General features: G+C 31.4%; 13 protein-coding genes. 10 read left to right on the top strand and 3 right to left on the bottom strand.

What is annotated here, in order from left to right; translation table 11 throughout:
• Positions 1 to 314 precede the first annotated feature (314 nt).
• Positions 315 to 1,913, top strand: coding sequence for a glucose-6-phosphate isomerase (locus tag AC6EI0_RS01645; RefSeq protein ID WP_498522778.1), 1,599 nt, complete (start codon positions 315 to 317; stop codon positions 1,911 to 1,913).
• A gap of 3 nt (positions 1,914 to 1,916) precedes the next feature.
• Here AC6EI0_RS01645 and leuS read toward each other — a convergent pair whose 3' ends face one another.
• Complete coding sequence (leuS, locus tag AC6EI0_RS01650) at positions 1,917 to 4,505, bottom strand: leucine--tRNA ligase (RefSeq protein ID WP_498522779.1); 2,589 nt, start codon at positions 4,503 to 4,505, stop codon at positions 1,917 to 1,919.
• Positions 4,506 to 4,640: 135 nt separating this feature from the next.
• On the opposite strand from leuS, the gene dapF reads away from it, so the two are divergent.
• The 4 genes from dapF (at position 4,641) to AC6EI0_RS01670 (ending at position 8,560) form a co-directional block, all read left to right on the top strand.
• On the top strand, positions 4,641 to 5,495 hold the full coding sequence (gene dapF / locus AC6EI0_RS01655; RefSeq protein WP_498522780.1) for a diaminopimelate epimerase: 855 nt from the start codon (positions 4,641 to 4,643) through the stop codon (positions 5,493 to 5,495).
• 12 nt (positions 5,496 to 5,507) lie between these two features.
• Positions 5,508 to 6,689: a cysteine desulfurase family protein gene (locus AC6EI0_RS01660; RefSeq protein ID WP_498522781.1), complete on the top strand. Its 1,182-nt coding sequence runs from the start codon at positions 5,508 to 5,510 to the stop codon at positions 6,687 to 6,689.
• Positions 6,690 to 6,696: 7 nt separating this feature from the next.
• Positions 6,697 to 7,320, top strand: coding sequence for a DUF1995 family protein (locus tag AC6EI0_RS01665; protein WP_498522782.1), 624 nt, complete (start codon positions 6,697 to 6,699; stop codon positions 7,318 to 7,320).
• A 166-nt stretch (positions 7,321 to 7,486) separates the two neighbouring features.
• Positions 7,487 to 8,560 (top strand): D-alanyl-D-alanine carboxypeptidase, encoded by a 1,074-nt coding sequence (locus AC6EI0_RS01670; RefSeq protein WP_498522783.1) that lies wholly within the window; start codon positions 7,487 to 7,489, stop codon positions 8,558 to 8,560.
• Here the strand turns inward: AC6EI0_RS01670 and coaD are convergent.
• Positions 8,557 to 9,033, bottom strand: coding sequence for a pantetheine-phosphate adenylyltransferase (gene coaD, locus AC6EI0_RS01675; RefSeq protein WP_498520896.1), 477 nt, complete (start codon positions 9,031 to 9,033; stop codon positions 8,557 to 8,559). The two genes, AC6EI0_RS01670 and coaD, sit on opposite strands and share 4 nt — an antisense overlap.
• A gap of 67 nt (positions 9,034 to 9,100) precedes the next feature.
• Between coaD and AC6EI0_RS01680 the strand changes: the two genes are divergently transcribed.
• The 4 genes from AC6EI0_RS01680 to AC6EI0_RS01695 all read left to right on the top strand — a co-directional run bounded on the left by AC6EI0_RS01680 (position 9,101) and on the right by AC6EI0_RS01695 (position 12,867).
• Positions 9,101 to 9,583 (top strand): flavin reductase family protein, encoded by a 483-nt coding sequence (locus AC6EI0_RS01680; protein WP_269605578.1) that lies wholly within the window; start codon positions 9,101 to 9,103, stop codon positions 9,581 to 9,583.
• Positions 9,584 to 9,601: 18 nt separating this feature from the next.
• Positions 9,602 to 11,524 carry an excinuclease ABC subunit UvrC gene (gene uvrC, locus AC6EI0_RS01685; protein ID WP_498522784.1) on the top strand — a complete coding sequence of 641 codons (1,923 nt, stop codon included), beginning with the start codon at positions 9,602 to 9,604 and terminating at the stop codon, positions 11,522 to 11,524.
• Between the two features lie 136 nt (positions 11,525 to 11,660).
• Positions 11,661 to 12,197: a menaquinone-dependent protoporphyrinogen IX dehydrogenase gene (hemG, locus tag AC6EI0_RS01690; RefSeq protein ID WP_498522785.1), complete on the top strand. Its 537-nt coding sequence runs from the start codon at positions 11,661 to 11,663 to the stop codon at positions 12,195 to 12,197.
• 10 nt (positions 12,198 to 12,207) lie between these two features.
• A complete protein-coding gene (locus tag AC6EI0_RS01695; RefSeq protein WP_498522786.1) occupies positions 12,208 to 12,867 on the top strand; it encodes a PHP domain-containing protein in 660 nt (219 codons plus the stop codon).
• Here AC6EI0_RS01695 and cobN read toward each other — a convergent pair.
• Positions 12,864 to 16,646, bottom strand: a complete 3,783-nt coding sequence (gene cobN / locus AC6EI0_RS01700) for a cobaltochelatase subunit CobN (protein WP_498522787.1) — start codon at positions 16,644 to 16,646, stop codon at positions 12,864 to 12,866. The genes AC6EI0_RS01695 and cobN overlap by 4 nt on opposite strands.
• Before the next feature lie 71 nt (positions 16,647 to 16,717).
• Between cobN and AC6EI0_RS01705 the strand changes: the two genes are divergently transcribed.
• Positions 16,718 to 17,632, top strand: a complete 915-nt coding sequence (locus tag AC6EI0_RS01705) for a branched-chain amino acid transaminase (RefSeq protein WP_498522788.1) — start codon at positions 16,718 to 16,720, stop codon at positions 17,630 to 17,632.
• Positions 17,633 to 17,687: the final 55 nt, after the last annotated feature.

Here is a 17,687-nt window from a genome sequence, read left to right on the forward strand (position 1 = left end):
CACTAAACTCTCTATTATACTGTTTCATCAAATAATGATTATTTACAACTTAATATATGACTTTTAGAAAAAATTACAATATCTAACTATAAAGACATATTTAATAGTAATAAAAGCTAAATCAATACTTAGATATCCCTAACTTAGATAATAATAATAATTATCAAGCTTAGTTTATTCCTATTTGTCAATTACTAAACATTCGCCACTTGAAAACCAATCTTGACTAATATAAATTAAATCAATTTGCTTAGCGGTTCTCATTTGAGAATACCTGCTAACAGAACTCATTAAGGAGTATTCTTTTATCAATAATGGCAATAACTGACATCTTCCAGTTGAATAACAACGATAAATGGTTAAGGTACTGCGATCTTCTATTTTGCGATGATTCATTAGGTTTTTGGCTAGATATAAGCAGAATGGATGTGGAGAAGAGTGATTTTGAAAAATTTAAGGACATTTATTCCCAAGCCTTTGACTCTTTAGAAAGTCTTGAGAATGGATCGATTGCCAACATCGACGAAGATAGACAAGTTGGTCATTATTGGCTTCGAAATCCCAAGATTGCTCCAACTCAACAAATTTCAGACTCTATCGCCAAAGAAATTGAAGATATATCAAAGTTTGGTACATCAATATTAAATGGTGAAATAACTAACAGCGATGGAAAAAAATATACCGATGTTTTTTGGATAGGAATTGGTGGTAGTGGTTTGGGTCCCTTACTTATTAAAGAGTCATTTAAGAGAGACTCAATCGGATTGAATCTTCATTTTCTAGACAATGTTGACCCCGAAGGAATTTCACACAAATTGAATTCAATTCTACCTAATATTGAATCAACTTTGTTTGTAGTTGTTAGTAAATCAGGTGGGACACCTGAACCTTTGATAGGTATGGAGCAAGCAATCAAGTTTGTCCAAGATAATGACCAGATTTGGCCATCTAGAGCTATTGCAATTACATCAAAAGGTAGCAAGTTAGATGATTTAGCAGTAAATGAAAATTGGTTAAATGTTTTTGATTTACCTGATTGGGTTGGTGGAAGGACAAGTATTACTGGTGCCGTTGGATTATTGCCTGCCGTCTTAATTGGCGCTGATATAGACAAGTTTTTAGATGGTGCATCTAAAATGGATGCTCTAACAAGAGAAAAAGACATTAAAAATAATCCAGCAGGACTTTTATCCTTAGCTTGGTACAAATCCGGAAATGGAAAAGGGTTAAGAGATATGGTTGTACTTCCATATAGAGACAGGTTAGAAGTTTTCAGTAGATATCTTCAACAATTAGTAATGGAATCTTTAGGGAAGAAGTTAGATAGAGATGGAAATCAAGTTAATCAAGGTATCGCAGTTTATGGAAATAAAGGTTCTACAGATCAGCATGCATATGTGCAGCAATTAAGAGATGGTGTTGATAATTTCTTTGTTAATTTTATTGAGATTCTTCAGGATCCATCTGAGATAGTAGAAGTAAAAAATAAACAACCAGGAGATTATTTGTCAGGCTTTCTTCAAGGAACTCGATCAGCATTGACTGAGGGCGGTAGACAGAATTTGACAATCACATTTAAATCATTTGATGAATCAAGTCTTGGGGCTTTAATTGCTTTATTCGAGCGATCAGTAAGTTTATACGCAGAATTGATTAATGTTAATGCTTACAATCAACCAGGTGTTGAAGCTGGGAAAAAAGCCGCTACAAGCATAATTAATCTACAAAAAGAAATCGAGGAGCTTTTGGAAGATGGAGAGGAAAGAACTGTAAGTCAAATTAATGATGCATTGTCAACTGACTCAACTGAGTCGATTTATTTAATCCTGAGGAAACTTTCGGAAAATTCTGATCATTATTTAATGAATGGCAATCAATCAAATCCAGATCAATTAATTATTTCAAAAAATTGATTTTTAAATAACTATATTTACTAGTTTATTCGGAACAACAATTATTCGCTTTGGTTCATTTCCATCTATCCATTTTTGAGCGGCCTCACTTTTAATAGCTATATCTCCTAATTCGTCTTTAGATAGATTTTTACTTGCATTGATTGATCCTCTAACTTTTCCATTAATTTGAATCATAAGTTTAAAAGTATCTTGTTCAATTGCACCTGCATCGAAATTTGGCCATGACTGAAGATGAATACTTTGAGTATTTCCGATTGTCTTCCATAGCTCCTCTGCAATATGAGGAGAAAATGGAGAGGTTATTTTAACTAATATTGAAATAACATTATTTAGAGTTTCATTACTACAGTAATTAACTATTGAACTTAGGCCATTTACAGCTTTCATAAGTTCAGATATTGCTGTATTAAATTGAAGATTGTCAAGATCATCAGTGATTTCTTTAATAGCAATATTAATTAAACGTAAAGCTTCATCATCTTTAGACTTTTCTTTTTCGATTTTTAATCTTGAATTACTCTTTGTTAGTTCTAAAGTATTTATAACAAATTTCCAGAGTCTTTGTATAAATCGATATTGTCCCTCTACATCAGAGTCATCCCATTCTAAATCTTTTTCAGGAGGAGCCTTAAAAAGAATAAACATTCTGGCTGTGTCAGCACCGTATTTATCAATGACCAATGATGGGTTCACACCATTATATTTAGACTTTGACATCTTTTCATAGATAATTTCAATATTTTCTCCGGTAATTGGATCTTTAGGATCATTAATATCTTTGATTTGATCTTTTGAAAAATATTTATTATTTTTTGGATTTTTAAAAGTAATAGCTTGGACCATACCCTGAGTTAATAGTTTCTTAAAGGGTTCATCAATATTTAATAATCCACAGCTTTTTAGAGCTTTGGTTAAAAACCTTGAATAAAGTAAATGAAGGATTGCGTGTTCAATACCACCAACGTATTGTTTAACTGGTAGCCATTTATCTATTTCGCTTTTTATAAATGGATCTTTTTCATTCTCAGGGTTTATATATCTAAGAAAGTACCATGATGAACACATAAATGTGTCCATTGTATCAGTTTCTCTTTTTGCCTCAATTCCACATTTAGGACAACAAGTATTTATCCATTCTGTTTTAGTAGTTAAAGGTGACTTGCCTTTACCATTTAATTTAATATCAACAGGAAGAGAAACAGGTAGATCCTTGTCTGGAACTCTTACTTGACCGCACTTCTTACAATTAATTATCGGAATTGGGCAACCCCAGTATCTTTGTCTAGATATAAGCCAATCCCTTAACTTATAAGTAATTTTAGATTTTGCCCAATTGGCATTGGATCCAAATTCAAGTATTTTGGCTTTTGCAATATCAGATTCAATCCCATTGAATATATCAGAATTTATCATTATTCCCTTATCTACATACTCAGAATTTAAATAATTATCATCTTCATCATTGTTGGGTTTTATTACATAATTAATTGGCAAATCATAAGATTTAGCAAACTGATAATCTCTACTATCATGTGCTGGAACACCCATGACAGCTCCAGTTCCATATTCCATAATCACATAATCGCCAATCCAAATAGGGATCTCTTTATTATTTGCTGGATTGACTGCATTTTTTCCTAAATACATTCCAAGTTTTTGTCTACTATCTGAATTGCGTTCTAGATCACTTAACTTTTCTTGATTTTTTCTGAACTCTCTTAATTGATCAATATCTTTATCACTTATTAATTGATCAATTATTGGATGATTTGATGCTAAAACTAGATAACTTACTCCATAAAGAGTATCTATTCTTGTAGTAAAAGCGGTTATTTTTTGATCATGATTTTTTATATCAAAGGTTATTTCCGCGCCAATTGATTTTCCAATCCAATTTTTTTGCATAACCCTGACTCTTTCTGGCCAGTCATTAAGCTTAACTAGATCCTTATTTAAATCTTCGGCAAAACTTGTAATTCTTAAAAACCACTGATTCAATTCTTTTTTCTCAACTTTTGCTCCAGATCTCCAAGATTTACCATCCGCATCTACTTGTTCATTAGCAAGAACGGTTTGATCAATTGGATCCCAATTTACCGTCGCTTTTTTTTGATAGGCCAGATTATTTTTATGTAATTGATTAAATATATATTGAGTCCATTTATAATAATCTTCTTTGCAAGTAGTAACTTCTTTAGACCAATCTATTGATAATCCAAGTCGATCTAATTGGTCTTTCATTTGTGAAATATTTTTATCTGTCCAGGTAGATGGACTAGTTTCTCTATCTATTGCTGCATTTTCAGCCGGTAGGCCGAATGCATCCCATCCCATAGGATGAAGAACGTTATAACCTTGCATCCTTTTATATCTAGCCAGTACATCTGTAATGACATAATTTCTCACATGCCCCATATGTAAAGAACCTGAAGGGTATGGAAACATCGACAAAGCGTAAAAGGTATTATTTTTGTTTACATTCGTTTTTGTTTTATAAAGCCCTTGCTCAGCCCACTCTTTTTGCCAATACCTTTCTACATTACCTGGCTCGTAACGCTGGTTAATAATCTCTGAAGTAGTATTATTCAAGGAAGATCTCCTTCAGTAGTTGATTTACCAATCAGATAATATTCTCATAAATTGATGCCCAATATGCAAATAGTTTTGAAATTACTACCAACAAAGCTTAATTTATTAACAACATAGTAAAAGAAACATTAAATCATGAAAAATAATTTCTCAAAATATCAAGGACTTGGTAACGACTTTATTATCTTTGATGCTCGTGGGAATAACTTAGATAATTTGTTTACTGAAAATAAAGATAATTTTATTGAACATCTATGTAATAGAAACTTTGGCATCGGAGCTGATGGAATTATTCTTGTATTAGAGTCCAAAAATAAATGTTTTGTGAGAATGAGGATATTTAATTCTGATGGTTCTGAGCCAGAAATGTGTGGCAATGGAATAAGATGTTTGATTGCTTTCTTAAATGATAATTTTGAAATTAAAGATAAGTCTGAGATTCGAATCGAAACTAAAGCTGGTCTGATTATTACCTCTATTGATGGTAATAAAAATATCAAAGTAAATATGGGGGAACCTATCCTTTCTCCTGAAAATATACCTACTAAACTATTATTGAATAATTTAACTATTCCCAATGGAAAGATTACAATAAATGATCAAACTTTAAATGTTTATGCTGCTAGCATGGGGAATCCTCATATGATCGTATTTGTTGATAAAATTGAAAATATACCATTCGAAGATTGGGGAATATATCTTGAAAAACACAATACATTTCCCAATGATACCAATGTGCACTTTGTAGAATTAATTGATAAATCAAATATTAAAGTCAAAGTATGGGAGAGAGGATGTGGGCCCACGCTGGCTTGTGGAACTGGAGCTTGCGCATGTCTTGTAGTAACAGCTAATCTAGGTAAGACTTTAAACAAAGCTAATGTCTATTTACCAGGTGGAAAGTTAGAAATTGAATGGCCCAATCAAACAGGTCCAGTTTTAATGCAGGGGCCTGCATTAAAAGTATTTAGTGGAGAGATAGATATTTAATTACTCTTCTATATGAAAAATATTTATCTCGATGCATCAGCTACTACTCCGCCACATATTGATGTTATTAATAAATTAAAGGATATACAATCTGAATGCTGGGGGAATCCATCAAGTATTCATAAAGTTGGTGTTATTGCAAGAGATATTTTAGAAAGATCTAGATTATCAATAGCTAATAAATTAAAAGCTTCATCCGATGAAGTATTTTTCACTTCTGGAGCAACTGAATCGAATTATCTTGCTCTTAAATCTGTATCTAAAAATCTTGATAAAGGAAGACTTGTTATAAGTAGCGTTGAACACCCTTCTATTAACTTAATTGCAAATCAATTGCGTATTGATGGCTGGGATATTAAATACTGGCCTGTAGATAATTATGGAATTATTGACTTAGATCTGTTGGATGAAATATTATCTCCTCCGACAAAAATTGTTTCGATAATCTGGGGGCAAAGTGAGATTGGGTCCATTCAGCCAATAAATCTTATAGGAATGGAATGTAAAAAACGAAATATACTTTTTCATACTGATGCGACACAGGTCCTCCCTAGCGGTCTTATTAATTGGAGTAATTTAAATGTTGATATGCTCAGTGCCTCTGCGCATAAACTTCAAGGCCCTAAAGGCATTGGATTATTAATGTTGCGAAAAGGGGTTCGAGATTTATTGATAAATGATCCTTCCTATGGATTTAAGAATGGGTCTATAAGATCTGGCACTGAATCGGTTCCCCTGATTGCAGGGTTTGCGACAGCAATTGACCTGCTAAATGAATACATAGAGGTTAATGGTAATCAAACATTATTCCCTGAGAATAATGTTTCCAAAATGACTAAGCTGTTAAAAAAAAATCTGGTTAAGAATAAACAACTTACTTTTATTGGTCCACATAAAGAACGACTACCGAATAATATTTCATTTCTCTGTCATACAAAATCAATGATAGCTATTAAAGGTAGAGAAATGGTTCGATTATTGTCACGACATGGTGTTTATATAAGTAGTGGTAGTGCTTGCTCCTCATCTAGTCAAGGACCAAATCCCATATTGGTAGCAATTAATGTTGATAAATCGCTTCAAGAATCTGGATTAAGAATAACTATTGGTCCATGGATTTCAAATGATGATATTAATTCAGTTTCAAATATAATATATGAATCATTGCAATCTTTAGATTTCGAAAAGCAATGATTATCAAATGAACAATAAGCTACCCTCAGATCTTAGAGAAGCAGAATCAAATATATATGAATCAATTCAAAGTTATTTCTTAAGTAATTCTGAACAATCTTTTCTTTCTATTAACCTAAAATTCGAAGGGTTAAGAATCAATCCAATAATTTTTCGTTTATCCAATAAACTAACTGAATTTAAATTCGATAATATTTTATTGTGGGCCGATGCTGGTGGAGCCGCTCTAGCTAAAAGGGATAACCCTGACTTGGCAAATAAGATTTTTACATTTAAAGAGTTTAATAATTCTACAGATTTTTTGAATTCAGTATTAATAGTCTGTTCCCCTCAACCATATGATATTGAGATGTTTGAGCAGGTATGCTCCCATACAAATTCAACCGTTATTATGATAAATGGTAAATTGGAAGATCCCATTGTAGGAATTGGAAGTGTAGGTAGGGAAATGAGAAAAAGATTTGCTGAAAAATGGAAAGTCCTTTATTTTGTTCAACCATTATCTATGGGAGCATTATTAAAAAGATACCCTAATAATTGGGAGCTTTTTAAATTAAACTCTAATGGTTATTCTTTCGTAAAATCATTCGATAAGCGTCCTGACGATGAAACTATAATCCTTAATTTATAATTGTATGATTAAAAAGTTTTGTTTATATAGTAGCTTAATTTTTATATCAGTAAATATAATTAATGGCAATATAAATTCATTATTTTTATACTTAAGACAAAGGCTAAATGTTAATTCTATAAGCCCTGAAAAGATTAATATATGTGAGCCTTTGCAAAAGAAGTTGATGGATTATACTTATAACTTTAATTATAAAATAAGTGTTAGTGTTTTAGACGAATCTGGCGATTTTATTGTAGATATCAATGGCAAAGTACCTAGAATACCTGCTTCTAATCAGAAGATTCTTTCAAGTGCTTTCTCATTAGATATCTTAGGACCTAATTATACTCTTAATACATCTTTAAAAGAGACAAATGATGGTAGCCTCTTTATTGAGGCATCTGGCGATCCTGATTTTGAAAAAAGTCATTTAGAGGAGCTAATTAATGGTCTTAATAATTTTCGTTATAATCCTAATTTAAAATATCCAATAATTATTAAAAGTAGTAATGCAGTAAATTGGTGGCCTTCTAGTTGGTCGTATGCAGATAGAAAAGAAGAATATGGAGCACCTATTACTAAGTATTCAATAGCTAGTAATTCAAGTATTAACTCTTTAAATAATCCTATTGATAATTTTATTTATGAGGTCGAGACAGCTTTAAGAAAAAAGAACTTATCTAAAAATTATTTTGTAAAAGTTGTAAATGAGAATCATCCTATAGAATTTATTTCAACGATTAATGTTATCAATTCTGCTCCTTTATTTGTTTTACTAAATCTTGTTAATTCTGAGAGCCATAATTTTACTGCGGAGGTTATTTTCAGGCATGCTTTAAATAACTGGTCTCATGATTTTCCTAATATAAAATACAGTAATTGGATAGATGATCAAAACTTTAATTCAGATAATTTTATTTTTGCAGATGCCAGTGGTTTATCAAGAAATAATAGAGTAACTACTTATGGTTTATCTCAGTTTTTGAGAAGAATGAAGCTTAATAGATTTTCTGACTATTATTTCTCATCTTTTTCAATTTTAGGTGTTAGAGGCTCATTAGCTAATGTAAGTGCTCCAGTAAGCCTTAAGGGTAGAATTCTAGCTAAATCTGGAAGACTTAATAACGTTAGATCTGTTTCTGGTATTATTTTGGGTGAGGGAAAAATTTTTAGTATTATAGTCAACAATATGGATGATTCAACAAAACATATAATGAAAATATTATCAATAGTAGATAATACTAATAATTGTAGTTAATTAGTATTTAGTGCAATCAGATCTTTGGCTATAAACTCAGGAACCATGTGGCGAATCTCGCCACCAAATCTTGCAACTTCTTTGACTACAGAACTACTTAAAAAACTATGATGTGTTTCTGTCGCAAGAAAAATTGTTTCGTATTGATTATTTAAAGACCTATTTGTATGAGCAACCTGTAGTTCATATTCAAAATCACTCATGGCTCTTAATCCTCTTAAAATAAGGTCCGCTTTGTGTTCACTAGCACAATCCACAGTTAGACCTTTAAAAGCTATTGTTCTACAACCTGGTATATCTTTGGTAGCATTATTAATCTGCTCTATTCTTCTCTCGCAGGAGAATGTTGCCTTTTTTGAGGGATTTTCCAAAACTGCAATGATTACTTCTCCAAATAAATCACTTCCTCTTTGAATAAGATCAAGGTGCCCAAAGGTTAACGGGTCGAAACTTCCGGGATAAAGCGCCTTCATGGTTTTTTAACTTTAAAAAAGTCCATTTCTTTCTTAGAATCTCATATCTATAAACCTATCAAAGCGCATGACTCTTAATCAGGATGCCAAAAAAGTTCTCTTGCGCAAAATCCCTCATGGATTATTTATATGCGCGGTAAGAGAAGGAGATGAAATAAATGGTTTTACTGCTAGCTGGGTAACCCAAGGTTCATTTACCCCTCCTTTAGTTGTAATGGCTGTTCGCGCCGATGGATCTAGTCATGGAATTATTCAAAGAACTAAGATGTTTTCTCTAAATGTTTTGAGAGAAGATCAAAAGGATCTAGCCGCTGTGTTCTTTAAGCCACAAAAAGGATTAGGTGGACGATTTGAAGCATGTAAATTCACTTATGGTGAATTTGGTATGCCTTTAATCGAAGATGTAATAGGGGGTGTTGAATGTGAAGTTATTTCAGGGGTTGAACACGGCGACCATACAGTCTTTGTCGCTGAAGTAAAAAGTGCAGTATTGAATAAAGATGGATCTGCCTTAAATTTAGCGAGTACAGGTTGGAACTATGGCGGCTAATTTAACGAGACATGATCGGTGGAATTAACGCCGTTAATTAAGGACAAGTCAAGACTATCGAATTTTTTGAAGGATATACCAAACGATCCTGGTTGTTATTTGATGAAAGATCGTGAGGATAGATTGTTATATGTTGGTAAGTCAAAAAAGTTAAGAAATAGAGTTAGAAGTTATTTTCGAGCCAGTGATGAATTGAGTCCAAGAATCTCTTTAATGGTTAGGCAAGTTGTAGATATTGAGTTGATAGTTACTGATACCGAAAGTGAAGCCTTAACTCTTGAGTCAAATTTAATAAAATCTAATCAACCCTATTTTAATGTTCTATTAAAAGATGATAAGAAATATCCCTATATTTGTATAACCTGGGGTGATAAATATCCAAGAATCTTTTTAACTAGGAAAAGACGGGAAAGACAGAAAAAAGATAAATATTATGGTCCATACGTTGATGTTTATTTACTTCGACAGACCTTATTTAGTATAAAAAAACTGTTTCCTCTTAGACAAAGAAGAATACCGCTTTACAAAGATAGAACGTGTCTTAACTATTCAATTGGAAGATGTCCAGGCGTTTGTCAAGAAGAAATAAGTTCAGAAGATTATAAAAATACACTAAAACGAGTTGAAATGATATTTCAAGGGAGAACCGAAGAATTGAGATTATTATTAGAAAAACAGATGCATTCTTTTTCAGATTCATTGAAGTTTGAAGAAGCTGGATTTGTCAGAGATCAACTAAAAGGTTTAGATAGATTGTATGAATCTCAGAAGATGATTATTCCTGATTCATCAGTATGCAGAGATATTATCGCATTGGCATTAGAAGAAAATGTATGTTCTATTCAAATTTTTCAAATGCGTTCTGGAAAATTAATAGGAAGACTTGGCTATTTCTCAGATACTAATAATCTAAGTACCTCTCAAATACTTCAAAAAGTTGTAGAAAATCATTACTCAAATGTTGATCCGGTAGAGATACCTTCAGAAATATTAGTTCAACATCAATTACAAAATACAGAATTAATATCAGATTGGTTAAGTGAATTAAAAAAACAAAAAGTTAATATTAAAATTCCAAAAAGATCTAAGAAAGCTGAAATTATAAAATTAGTAGAAAAGAATGCAAATATGGAGTTGCAAAGAATTAAACAATCTCATGATAAAAATTTAGTTGAGCTAGACGATTTAACCAATATTCTTGAGCTAATAAAAATTCCAAAAAGAATTGAATGTTACGATATTAGTCATATTCAAGGTAGTGATGCTGTCGCTTCTCAGGTTGTATTTATTGATGGTATTGCAGCTAGACAACATTACAGGAAATATAAAATTAAAAGTTCAAATATAAAACTGGGACATAGTGACGATTTCGAATCAATGGCTGAAGTTATTACTAGGAGATTTAGAAGATGGGCTCGTTATAAAGAAGAAGGTGGCGATATGAATGAGCTATCAATGAATGAATCGAGTGTTTTAGACAAGGATAACTTAAATGACTGGCCTGATTTAGTCGTAATAGATGGAGGCAAAGGGCAATTAAGTTCGGTATTAAAGGCTTTAGAGGAATTGAATCTTGATCAAAATATAAATCTTATATCTTTAGCTAAGAAGAAAGAAGAGATATTTATTCCAAATGTTAAAAAATCATTAGACACTGACCCCAATCAACCAGGAATGCTTTTGTTAAGAAGACTTAGAGATGAAGCTCATAGGTTTGCAATTACCTTTCACAGACAAAAGAGAAGCCAACGTATGAAACGCTCTCAATTAAATGAGATACCTGGATTGGGACCACAAAGAATTAAATTATTATTGGAGCATTTTAGATCAATTGAGGCTATCCAAATGGCATCTCTTTCCGAGCTCTCATCAACACCAGGCTTAGGTTCATCTACTGCTGGTGTTATCCGAAAATATTTTCATCCAGAGGAAAATGATTAATTGATTGATAAATTATAATGAATCAGAGATGGTTAATAATTATTGATATAACTATCAATAATTCATAGAAATTGATAATTTAGGTTTTTATTGAAAATTAGAAGTAAAATATAAGCAAGTATCAAAAAAACTAACTGTGGCTGAAGAAAAGTCTAAACTTTTAATTTTATATTCAACCGTTGACGGACATACAAAACACATATGTGAATATATGTCAGAAAAACTTAATAAAGATAAGGAGATAACAATTTCTTCTCTTGAGGAATCCTCTAAATTTAATTTGACAGATTTCAGCGAAATCGTTCTTGGTGCAAGTGTAAGATATGGTTATCATCGAAAAAATGTTTATGAGTTTATTAATACTAATAAAGAAACATTAGAGAAAAAAAAGACTGCCTTCTTTTCATTAAATCTTACTGCCCGGAAACCCGAAAAAAACACACCAGAAACTAATCCCTATATTATAAAATTTCTTAAAAAAGTACAATGGGAACCAACCATCAAAGGGGTTTTCGCTGGAAGACTAGATTATCCTAGCCTCGATTGTGCAAATAAATTAGCAATATTATTCATAATGGTTATTACAAATGGACCTAAGGATATCTCACAAGTTTATGAATTAACAGATTTCAAAAAAGTTGATGAATTAATTGAATCAGTATCCAATTTTTAATTTAATTAATATGTCTAATTTTGATAATCAAAAGTTAATTAATATAATTAAATCAATTACTAAATATAGTTGTCCAAAGTCAATCAACTTTCATATCCACTCCACATATAGTGATGGAAGTTTAACTGCTATAGAAATTTATAAACAAGCAATTGAACTAAATATTGAACATTATGCGATTACAGATCATCATTCAGTTGATGCATATATTGAATTAAGTAAATCTATTGACTCTATATATAAAGATAGATCAAATTTTCCTAAACTTTGGACTGGAATTGAAATTACGTGTCTGTTAAAGGGGTGTTTAGTTCATGTTTTAGGGCTTGGTTTTGATCATAAATCAAAATACTTATTACCTTATGTTGACCATAAGTCTACTATTGGTAATGAATTATTAGCTTCTACTGTAGTTGATTCGATTCATAAAGCCAATGGAATTACTGTATTGGCTCATCCTGCTAGATATAAGCTTCCATTTGATCTACTGATTAAAGAGGCATCAAAACTAAATTTTGATGCTGTTGAAACTTGGTATAACTATGAAAGAGCACATAATTGGATCCCGTCGGAATTTGTATGCGACAAAATATTTGATTGCGCAAATTCTTATTCATTATTATCAACTTGTGGTACCGATAGCCACGGACTATCTCTTCTTAGGCGTTAAATAATTTTTGAATTATTATTAGAAGTATAGTTTTCAATTTTACTATCTATATCTGAAAGTAATTTTTTTATAGATGATATTTCTTCAATAGTTGCATTTGTCCAAAGTTTTCTGTTAGATGCTTCTAGTAATCTTTCAGCGATATCTCTTAAAGCCCAAGGATTGTTTTCACTAATAAAATTTTTCGTATTATTATTCATTAACCAATTATTCACTATAGATTGATAACACCAATTAGGAACTAAGTTTGTAGTTGCATCATAAGAGAATAAATAGTCAAGGCTAGCTGACATTTCAAAAGCTCCTTTATATCCATGTTCTTTAATCCCCTCTATCCATTTAGGGTTTAATAATCTGCTACGAACGACTTTATCAATTTCTTTTGAGAGTTTATGAATTCTTGGCCGTTGATACTTTGAATTATCTGCAAAATAGGCTTGAGGATTTGTTCCACTAGTTTTTTTAATCGCAGAAATTAATCCACCCTGAAATTGATAGTAATCATCTGAATCAAGTATGTCGTGTTCTCTATTGTCCTGACTATGAAGTACTACTTTTACCTTTGATAAATTACTTTCTAATCCATCTTTATCTTTTATGATTTTACTTGAACCTTCATATCTCCATTTACTCCATTCGATAAAAGCATCAGCCAGTTCTGATTGATTCTCCCAAGATCCACTATTGATTATTTCTTGTAATCCCGCCCCGTATGATCCTGGGGCAGATCCATATATTCTTGATTTTGTATTTCCATTTCTATATGACTCAGCAAGTGGATTATTAGAAGAGGATTCTTTTAAATTTCCAATAAGATTTTGACCTCTTCTAATCAATTCAATTATCTGCGGAAATGCATCCCTGAATAAACCAGAAATTCTTAATGTTACGTCTACCCTTGGTCTGTTCAATACACTCAGGGGAATTACCTCAACGTCAACTACTCTTCTTAAAGTACCGTCCCATATTGGCCTTAAACCCATGAGAGCAAAAAGCTGACAAATATCTTCTCCACCATTTCTCATTGTTGAAGTACCCCAAATTGAAATAGCAAGGTGTGAAAGATGTTCACCATTTTCTTGAAGGTAAAGTTCCATTATTTGTTCAGCACTTCTTTTCCCTAAGTCCCAAGCTGTTTCAGTTGGTATTGCTCTTATATCAACCGAAAAGAAATTCTTGCCTGTGGGTAAAACTTCTAATTTCCCTCTTGTAGGAGCCCCAGAAGGACCGCTAGAAATTCTTTTACCGCATAAAGCCTTGAGAAAATTTGTTTTTTCGTTAGCTGAACTATTTAATAGTTTGGGTAAAATATTATTTATTAAATGATTTATAAAAATATTAGGTTTTTCATGATCTAGGTAATTTAAAATTTTACTATCAAGTTTTATCTTCTTTTTTGATGTATTCTTGTAATTAAGATTTTTAAAAAAATGAAACTCTATTATATATTTCCCGAGGTCATTCAACCAGTCAACTACTTTACCGACTTTCCTTACATTAATATCTGTATAGTCTTTAAATAAATCAATGTCAACTTGGTTTAAGTTTTTACTCTCTTCGTCACTCCAAGGGTCTAACGTAAAACCTAAATCTTCTGCTAAACCTTGTGTAAGACCGAGAATATTTCCTGTAGGTACATTAGAAATTGTGAGTGTTAATTCTAATAATTTATCTATACTATTATTAGCTCCAAAAACATGAAGACCAGTTCTTATCTGAGAATTCTTAATTTCACATAAATAACTCTCTGCATTATCTATTAGATCTTGTATAATTAATTTATCTTTTTCTGCTTTTAATTTATTTGATTCAATGCCTGGCCATGAATTCTTAATTAAAAGATCTAGTATCTTTTTTTCTAATAATTCATTTCTATTATCGTTAATTAACTTAGATTCATAATATTCATCAATTAAATTTTCAATTATTAGCAGGTCATTAAAACTACCGGCATGAGAAAGTGGTGGGGTTAAGTGATCTATAATGATTGCATGTGTTCTTCTTTTTGCTTGAGAGCCTTCGCCAGGATCATTTACAATAAATGGATATATATTTGGAATAGGAGGGCAAAGAATAAATGGGAAACAATTATGACCTAAACCAACCCCTTTTCCTGGTAACCATTCCAAACTTCCATGTTTCCCTAGATGTACAATTGCATTTGCTTTGAATATATTATATAGCCAACAATATTGTGCAATATATTTATGTGTAGGAGGTAAGTCGGGCGAGTGTAAATCAGATAAATTATCGCTCTCATAGCCCCTATTTGACTGAATTAAGATTGTTATATTTCCAAAGTTTATTCCATTAATAGGAAATCCAGACTTTTCTAATTGAAAAGAATCAAGTGGGTCTCCCCATCGATTTGATATCTTTTCTTTAACATTAGATTCGAGTTCTTTCCAATAAATTAAATAATCTTGAATATTTAAATATGATTGAGGTTCGTTTGCGATTGTCTCTTCAGAATTTGTCCTATGACTTAATAGAAGGTTAATTAATTCTTTACTATTATCAGGAATATTTTCATTTCCTAGATTATATCCCTCGTCTTTAAGCCAGTTCAAAATATTTAATAGGCTTTCGGGTGTATCTAAACCAACTCCATTCGCAATTCTTGAGTCTTTTACTGGGTAATTTGCTATCACTAGAGCTATTTTTTTATTTGAATTATTAGTTTGTTGTAGATAAGTTAGATTTTTTATATATTTTATGCACCATTCAATATGTTTATCATATGGCTCTGTTTTATATACAGCAATTGATAATTCATTATCTGTATAAGTAAGGTTTTTAAATGCAACTGGAATTGTACATATTCGACCATCCACTTCTGGTAAAACAACTTGAATTGATAAGTCAATGGGGTTAAGACCTACTGTAGATTCTTTCCACTCAGTAATTGATGAGCTAGATATTAGTAATTGATATATAGGTATATCTAATCTATCCCACAAATTTTTTTTCACATCATCATGCTTATATTCAACTGATGAGAATGAGGTTGTAGTTATTATTGCTTTTATGTTTTCTTTCTCTAATAAACTTATTATTTGATTCTCTATATTTTTAGATTTAAAACTTGTAATCCATATTATTTTGGCATTTAAGTTATATTTATTAGATATTTCATCTATTTTATCAGCTAACTCTGTATTACCCGATTGTAAAAGTGATTTATAGAGAAATACGGCAATAGATGGATTTCCATTATTTTTCCATTTCCATTTTATTAACCCATGATTATATTCAATTAAATCTGAATTTAAATTAATTTCTTCAAAAGCAATTATTTTCTCTAAGGTTTGAAGCATATAATTATAGTTTTTTATACCTCCTTGATTTAAAAGTGTTTGAATTAAATCAACTTTCTCTTGATTTAAGCTACTAATTTCTTGAACATCATTTGCTGTACTTTCTATTCCCGAGACTACTATCAGATGTCTATTTGGTTTCTCTAATTGCCATAAACCTAATTGTTCAAAGCCATAAGACCAGTATGATCTTGACCCTAAAAACCTAACAAGAATAATTTCTGCGGTATTACATGTATTAGTTATATAATGATCAATTGATGCATTTGAAGATAAATAAGCTATGGGTAATGCTCTTATTTTATTTTTCCACTTATTATTGACAGGGAGCTTTAATACTGATGATAAACAGGTTATATCAGATGTAGCGCTAGTTAGGAAGACAACTGGAGCTGATGGCTGTTCGATAAATGTATTTTCTTCTTGAGGTTCATTCCCTGGAAGGCTGGAAATTCTATGCATTCATTTATTATGTGTAATAAGAGCAGTAAAAACTGAAATGCTGATTGTTTTCATCTTAGCTGGGACTAATAATGCATAATTTTCTTCCATTCGCTTGGTTTGAAGGGCAATGTATCCCATTTGATGAGGCGAAGCTATCTATAGCTACTCATGCACTTCATTATGGAACTGCAGCTTTTGGAGGAATGCGGGCTATTCCTGATCCAAATAATAGTAAATCATTTTTATTATTTAGAGCAGACAAACATGTAAAAAGATTATGTCAAAGTGCTAGATTTTTGATGACTGAATTAGATGAGGATTTTGTATTAAAGTCTCTTGAAACTTTTCTTGTTAAAAACAAACCGACTCAACCTGTATACATCAGACCATTTGTATATACTAGTGACTTAGGAATTGCACCAAGGTTACATAATATAGAAACTAATTTCTTTATTTATGGAATAGAACTAGGTGATTATCTATCACCTGATGGGGTTACTTGTCGCGTTAGCAGCTGGACTCGTCAGCAAGACAACTCACTTCCATTAAGAGGTAAAATTAGTGGAGCTTATATCACTAGCTCCTTAGCCAAAACTGAAGCAGTAAAAAGTGGATTTGATGAAGCACTATTATTAAATAGTCAAGGAAAAATCAGTGAAGCCAGTGGTATGAACATTTTTATAGTACGTAATGGTGAATTAATTACACCTGGTGTTGATCAAGATATTCTTGAAGGAATAACTCGTTCAAGTGTTATAGAACTAGCAAAAAAAGATGGTTTAAAAGTTATTGAAAGACCAGTTGATAAAACAGAATTGTTTATATCTGATGAGGTATTCCTTACAGGAACGGCGGCAAAAATTACCCCTATAAAAATGATTGAAACTACATCAATGAGCAAAGATATGCCAATAATGAATTCATTAAGAACGAAGTTGACTAAAATTACAGAAGGTTTAGTTCCTGAATATGAAAATTGGGTTAAGCGTGTACATATAGATTAAAATAACATTATATAATTTATTTAAATTAATGATTTTCATTCTAATAAGTTAAATA

Source organism: Prochlorococcus sp. G5PB11 (assembly GCF_059772425.1).

Coding starts and splice junctions, on each gene's coding strand:
- cobN (WP_498522787.1), bottom strand. CDS start 16,646: ATGCATAGAATTTCCAGCCTTCCAGGGAATGAACCTCAAGAAGAAAAT.
- coaD (WP_498520896.1), bottom strand. CDS start 9,033: ATGAAGGCGCTTTATCCCGGAAGTTTCGACCCGTTAACCTTTGGGCAC.
- dapF (WP_498522780.1), top strand. CDS start 4,641: ATGAAAAATAATTTCTCAAAATATCAAGGACTTGGTAACGACTTTATT.
- AC6EI0_RS01645 (WP_498522778.1), top strand. CDS start 315: ATGGCAATAACTGACATCTTCCAGTTGAATAACAACGATAAATGGTTA.
- AC6EI0_RS01665 (WP_498522782.1), top strand. CDS start 6,697: ATGAACAATAAGCTACCCTCAGATCTTAGAGAAGCAGAATCAAATATA.
- AC6EI0_RS01695 (WP_498522786.1), top strand. CDS start 12,208: ATGTCTAATTTTGATAATCAAAAGTTAATTAATATAATTAAATCAATT.
- AC6EI0_RS01705 (WP_498522788.1), top strand. CDS start 16,718: ATGCATAATTTTCTTCCATTCGCTTGGTTTGAAGGGCAATGTATCCCA.
- AC6EI0_RS01660 (WP_498522781.1), top strand. CDS start 5,508: ATGAAAAATATTTATCTCGATGCATCAGCTACTACTCCGCCACATATT.
- AC6EI0_RS01670 (WP_498522783.1), top strand. CDS start 7,487: ATGGATTATACTTATAACTTTAATTATAAAATAAGTGTTAGTGTTTTA.
- AC6EI0_RS01680 (WP_269605578.1), top strand. CDS start 9,101: ATGACTCTTAATCAGGATGCCAAAAAAGTTCTCTTGCGCAAAATCCCT.